This window comes from Pedobacter sp. (assembly GCF_035566355.1).
Taxonomy (GTDB): Bacteria; Bacteroidota; Bacteroidia; order Sphingobacteriales; family Sphingobacteriaceae; genus Pedobacter.
The window spans coordinates 1-5,243 of sequence record NZ_DATMRL010000630.1; the positions used below are offsets into that span (position 1 = coordinate 1).

Genomic DNA, 5,243 nt, shown 5'->3' on the forward strand with positions numbered 1-5,243 from the left:
AGTTATTGCTGCTTTCTATCCAGTATATTGGTAAGGAAAAGTATGAGTATGCTTTTATGGAAAAAAAAATGATTGCTGCTTTAAATAAACTGGCGCCTAATCTGAAAGCCCATGAGATTTCTTAAGCAAATTGTTGGCTGGTTGTTTTTAGGCTTGATTAAGCTTTATCAATGGCTGCTGTCGCCTTTGCTTGGGGCGAGTTGTCGGTTTACGCCTACCTGCTCACAGTATGGAATTGAGGCAATCAAAAAGTACGGACCCTTTAAGGGCGGCTGGCTTACCCTGAAAAGAATAGGAAGGTGCCATCCCTGGGGCGCGCATGGACATGATCCTGTACCATAAAATTAAAAATCTGCTATATTTGTACCAATGGCCAAGATACTCCAAATTGAAACTGCGACACAGACCTGTTCTGTTGCACTGTCTGTTGACGGTGAAACAATTGCTTTAAAAGAAGAAACTGCTCAGAATATACATGCTGGTAGTTTGACGCTGTTTATTGAGGAGGTGATGAAACAGGCTGCTATGGAATATAGTGCACTGGATGCTATTGCTGTCAGTAAAGGGCCTGGTTCTTATACAGGGCTTAGAATTGGTGTTTCTACGGCTAAGGGTCTTTGTTTTGCATTGGATAAACCACTGATTGCACTGGATACCCTAAAGATGATGGCGAATGGCTTTATAGAGGCTAATCCGGAAGATAAAGGGCTTGTCTGTGCGATGATTGATGCCAGAAGAATGGAAGTGTATACCGCGATTTTCGATCATTCGCTAAATACCATCAGCGAAACTGAGGCGAAGGTGATAGATGAAACCTCTTTTGAGCAGGAACTTTGTCGGCATAAGATGACCTTTATTGGTGACGGTGCGTTTAAGTGTAAGGATGTTCTGAAAAACGATCATGCAGTGTTCTTAGATCTGAATTTCAATTCTGCGGCGCATCTCAGCAAACTGGCAGAACAAGCATTTCTGGCCGGAGACTTTGAAGATGTGGCTTATTTTGAACCGCACTACTTAAAAGATTTTGTGCTTACCCAGCCTAAAAAGAAAGTATAAATTAGTTTTTTTCTTCAAAAAGGTGGAATAGTTTTTTAAAGAAACTTTTTTCTTCTTGTTCATCTCCCACACCAGGCATATGGCTACTGTTTAATGGGTGCTCTACTGTTCCCCCGAATTTAATGCCGATTCCCATGTAAAAGGATGCGCCATAATATCCTGACCCCGAATTGCTTTTGATATTGATGGTTTTGATCAGGTTATCTGTGCCCAGGAAAGCCTCGAAATTAGGTGTTTTGTACATTCCCTGGAGTCCGGTCATAAAGAAGCCGTTAAAATTATAATCAGGAATCAGGCTCGCCGAGAATTCGTTGTATTTAAAGGTATTTACAAAGGCAGCGTCGCCACCTTTGAAGAACAGGTTTTTAGATAAGATCAGCATTGGGGTGTAAGCGCCGAAGGATTTGGAGGCTGTAATATCTGCTTTTGCATTGGTTAGGCTATAAAAGCCGCTTTTTGAATCTTGAAGCGTTACAATATCTGTGATTTTCTTTTTGAAATCGTGGGAGGACAGAGCATCGGGATCTTCGATGATGGCGCGTCCGTTAAATGGGATGTTGTGGCTGTCATTGTTCCATTTGATAAAGCCAAGATCTTTAACATTGGCCATTAGGAAATAACCTGATTTAGACGTATAGGTTGTACCGAAGCCAATAGAAGCGCCGGGATTTCTAAAGCTTGGCATGAAAGTATTGGCGCTGAGTTCGTCAGAATTCATGAAAGTTGCCTTGTAGGTGCCGCGGAGTCCAAGGTCGAATACATCCTGGTTTGCTGCATTTTTATAAGCGGAAAAGGAAGATCCGTTGATGTCTAATTTATGATAACTGATACCACTGAGCAGACTCAGCTTTACGCCGAAAGCCAGTTTCTTCGTATAGTTCTCCCGGTAGGTGATGCTGAACTGATGGTAAGATTGTCCATACCCGTTATTGTTGAACAGATTGTTGTCTGCGGGGATATTGCTGAAGCGCTGGTAATCATTGAGGATGGCCAGGGTTTCATTGGTGTAAGTTGCGGTTCCATCCGTTCTGACCTGCCAGGAGAAGCCTAATTCTTTGTGGTATTTGTAGGATTGAAAAATTCTGAAGGTGAGCAGATAAATATTGGAGTTCTGATACACATGATTGAGTGCACCATTGCCAATTGGCAGATCAGAAGTTTTAAATACATTATCCGAAATGGCTCTTCTGAAAACCTTGTTGGCATCACCGGTGTTGGTGGCATTCAAACTAAGATAGGGCAGGAGAAAATTAGAGGCAAATTTTCTGGAGGAGTCTAAAACAAACGCTTTTTGCGCCGGATTTTCAAAAGCATCGAATAATGTTCTTGTGTTGAACAAGCCATACTGCTGAGCTTCAGTTTTCAAAACCAGGGATAACAGCACACAAATAATTAGGAACCTTCTCATAAAAATTAAAGATATTTTAAATCTAAAGATTTTTCGCTAAGGATTTTATCTGTATAACCATTTTATGGTGTGTTGTTGTTAAAAAGAAGCGTGTTGGTTTGAAAGTTCTTATGGTCGGCACTGAGTTGATAGATAAAGGTGCCAAATCTCTCGGTGTTTTCCTGTTTTTTCTTGCCCAGATAAAAAAGAATAGTAGAGGTGTTTGGAAGCTGGTCGAGAGCATTGACATAGGTTTTGTTATTGACCAGCAAATGATTCCCTGAATAGTTGTTCAAAAAGTCCTGTAAGGTGCTGGCGTTGTTTGCGAAAATCATAGCATTATCTATGATGATATAATAAGGCTTTTTGAAGCTTTTAAAGGGATCTCCAAAATAGTAGTACAGTAAATCTTGTTCTTTGAAGGATTTGATTTCTGTATGGTAATCGCTGCTGATGTCCAACAGCAACTGGCTGAGTTTGTCTCCGTTTTTAAGGTTAATTGCGCCGAGTTTTTCTCCACTCGAAAGCTGGAATGTAAGGATTTGATCCTTAAAGTATTCCGGGATGGTACGTTGAAGAACCAGGTGGTATTTTGTGTCGAGATGGCTCAGTGCGGTTTGAATTTCCTTTTCTTTATTTAATTCGGTAAATCTCTTGTGGAGTTGCTGACTCCATTCCGTATAATCACTGATGGTATAGATGGTGTAATTTGCTGTGTTTTCTGGTAAAAGGGCATCAATGGTTATTTTTCCTGCCTTACTTTCTGTAAAAAGTTTCAAATAATTTTGGTCACTTTTTACAAATGTGTTTCCGGTGAAAAGGATCTTTTCTTTACTGTAATTGTAGCTCAGGCAGGCAAAGGCATCCTGTTGCTGAAAGAGCATAAGTGATTCGTCTAGTCCTGAAGGACTGATTTGCTGGAGTAAATTTTGCTGAAAATTAAAGTTGAGGTACACACTGGCTACGCTGTTGCTGGTCAGTTTGAGATTGGTTTTGATATAGTCTAAAAATTCCTGATCGGTTTTGCCGGCCTCTGCTTTTATATTATTGCTGATGGTTTTAAAAGAGGTAGAAAGCAGCAGCAGGTTGTCTTTTTGTTTAAGATAAAAAGTCAAGCTGTCTTTTGTGGTTAGCCTGGAAACATCTGCTGTATCCGTTAAGGAAAGAACTTTTGATTTTAACAGTGGTTTTAAGGTTGCCGGATCATTCTGTCCATTGATCTGGGTACTGATCAACAGGTCTGTGTTTTTATTTTTGGCAGCAATAAAGCTGATATAGAGGTTTTGTCCATTCAGGTATTTGTTCAGATCGGGGTCGTTCAGAAATTGGCTTTGCAAAGACAACAGTGTTTTTTGTTTGTCCTTACTCAGCAAACTTTGAAGAAGATCCTGGCTGGACAGGAGATCTGTAACGCTTTTATTGTTCTGAACGCAGAAAACAAGACCGGACTGTGCCGTGGCAGCAGACAAGCTCAGGTCGGTGATATGGGTGTCTTTATTAAGTTTAGAGAAATAGAGATAAGTAAGCGCGCTAAGCACTGCGAGCAAAATAATGACGATAAAGTAAATTCTTTTCATTTGATCTACAGGCAAATTTAATTTATATTTTGGATTACTAATAAAATGCACTCATTTTGTTATTTTTAGCGCTTATAAAAATGCCAATCTGAAATGAACAAGAGAATAATTCTAACAGCTTCTTTTTTTGGTGCCCTGGCTGTAGTGCTGGGTGCATTTGGAGCACATGGTTTGAAGAGTGTTGTAGGTGCTGAATCATTAAGCATTTGGGCGAAAGGCGTAGAATATCAGTTTTATCACGTTTTTGCGTTGTTATTTTTGTCTACCTTCGGTAGGTTCAGGAATAAACTGGTAGATCTGGCTTATTTCTGTTTTACGGCCGGGATCATTTTGTTTTCCGGATCTTTATATCTATTGGCTACAAGAGAGCTGCTTCATCTTTCTTCTGTACAGTTTATCGGTCCGGTAACGCCTCTTGGAGGCTTGTTTTTTATCGCGGGCTGGATACTCTTGTTTTTTGCTGCACTAAGGCATAAATAATGGGGGAAATCAGTGAGTTTAAATTTGAAGAGCGGGAAACACTCTTCGTGGAGGTCGTTTTACCTTTGTCCCTTGCTAAAAATTACATTTACCGGATTCCGTTTGACCTGAACGATCAGATCGAAGTGGGTAAAAGGGTGATTGTCCAGTTTGGAAAGAATAAAATCTATACCGCTTTAATTAAGAGCATCAGTACAACTGCGCCTGAAATTTACGAGGCGAAGTATATTATTGATGTGGTGGACAGATATCCGGTAGTGAACCCCCTGCAATTGAAGTTCTGGGACTGGATGATGGATTATTATGTTTGTAATGAGGGAGATGTGATGTCTGCAGCGCTTCCAACAGGGCTAAAGCTCACCAGTGAAACCATTATTGTGTTTAGGGAGGATGCGGAACTGGACGTAGAGATGCTGAGTGAGAAAGAGTATGCTATTGTAACTGCTTTAAGTACACAGCATCGATTGTCTGTTGATGATATCATGAAGCTCCTGGGGCAAAAAACTGTTTTTCCAATTATTAAATCTCTTATAGATAAGGAGATTGTCTATATCGCAGAAGAGGTTGTAGAAAAGTACAAGCCCTTGCTGAAGTCTTTTATTACGCTGAACGATTTTTATAAGGAAGAAGAAAATCTAAAGGAATTGTTTGGGATTTTGGATCGGGCACCTAAACAAATGGATGCTTTGCTGGCTTACATCAGTTTATCTAAAAACAGGCCCGACATCTCCAAGCAGGAATTG

5 protein-coding genes and 1 pseudogene are annotated in these 5,243 nt (G+C 40.2%); 4 read left to right on the top strand and 2 right to left on the bottom strand.

From position 1 onward, the window contains the following. The first annotated feature begins 111 nt into the window (after window positions 1-111). Both yidD and tsaB read left to right on the top strand, forming a co-directional pair. Window positions 112-342 carry a membrane protein insertion efficiency factor YidD gene (gene yidD / locus VNZ46_RS24635; protein WP_133777344.1) on the top strand — a complete coding sequence of 77 codons (231 nt, stop codon included), beginning with the start codon at window positions 112-114 and terminating at the stop codon, window positions 340-342. A gap of 27 nt (window positions 343-369) precedes the next feature. Further along, window positions 370-1,056, top strand: coding sequence for a tRNA (adenosine(37)-N6)-threonylcarbamoyltransferase complex dimerization subunit type 1 TsaB (gene tsaB / locus VNZ46_RS24640; protein WP_325563585.1), 687 nt, complete (start codon window positions 370-372; stop codon window positions 1,054-1,056). 1 nt (window position 1,057) lies between these two features. Here the strand turns inward: tsaB and VNZ46_RS24645 are convergent, their stop codons facing one another. Both VNZ46_RS24645 and VNZ46_RS24650 read right to left on the bottom strand, forming a co-directional pair. Further along, window positions 1,058-2,464: a DUF5723 family protein gene (locus VNZ46_RS24645; protein WP_325563587.1), complete on the bottom strand. Its 1,407-nt coding sequence runs from the start codon at window positions 2,462-2,464 to the stop codon at window positions 1,058-1,060. 62 nt (window positions 2,465-2,526) lie between these two features. Continuing rightward, window positions 2,527-4,020 (bottom strand): hypothetical protein, encoded by a 1,494-nt coding sequence (locus VNZ46_RS24650; RefSeq protein ID WP_325563588.1) that lies wholly within the window; start codon window positions 4,018-4,020, stop codon window positions 2,527-2,529. 93 nt (window positions 4,021-4,113) lie between these two features. On the opposite strand from VNZ46_RS24650, the gene VNZ46_RS24655 reads away from it, so the two are divergent. Both VNZ46_RS24655 and VNZ46_RS24660 read left to right on the top strand, forming a co-directional pair. Continuing rightward, window positions 4,114-4,500, top strand: coding sequence for a DUF423 domain-containing protein (locus VNZ46_RS24655; protein WP_325563589.1), 387 nt, complete (start codon window positions 4,114-4,116; stop codon window positions 4,498-4,500). Next, window positions 4,500-5,243 (top strand): annotated as a pseudogene (locus tag VNZ46_RS24660) (primosomal protein N'); the annotation flags it as partial. The gene VNZ46_RS24655 and the pseudogene VNZ46_RS24660, both read left to right, overlap by 1 nt.